This is a genomic window from Streptomyces sp. SID13726, from assembly GCF_010548375.1.
GTDB lineage: Bacteria > Actinomycetota > Actinomycetes > Streptomycetales > Streptomycetaceae > Streptomyces.
The window spans coordinates 1-420 of sequence record NZ_JAAGLY010000564.1; the positions used below are offsets into that span (position 1 = coordinate 1).

At 63.8% G+C, this 420-nt stretch carries 1 protein-coding gene; it reads left to right on the plus strand.

The window, feature by feature from the left end:
* Window positions 1-3 precede the first annotated feature (3 nt).
* On the plus strand, window positions 4-420 hold a 417-nt coding region (locus G3I78_RS49135), incomplete at its 3' end, for an AAA family ATPase (protein ID WP_343244042.1).

Here is a 420-nt window from a genome sequence, read left to right on the forward strand (position 1 = left end):
TACCTGACTGGCTGGCCTCGGCTCGACAAGGACTCCTTGACCCGGCCGCTGGTCGAGGCGCTCCTGGTTGCTCATGGCGGCGATCCTCACGACAGGCACACACCGCTGTACCTGGAGAAGGCGCGGGATGCCGAGTACCAGTGCCTGATGGAGACCGCAGGCGACAACATCCGTGCCGGGATCAGCACCGTGCTCGATGCGCCGTTCCTGCGCGAGTTCTCCGACCCAGCCTGGATGCAACGACTGATCAACAGGTGCAAGGCCCAGGGCGCCGAGGTCGCCGTGATCTGGGTGAAGTGTGATCACGAGAGCATGCGCGAGTACATCACGTTCCGCAGTGCGGCCCGCGACAGCTGGAAGCTGAGTAACTGGGACGACTACATCAAGGGCGTCGACGTGGACTTCGCTCCGAAGGTGGAC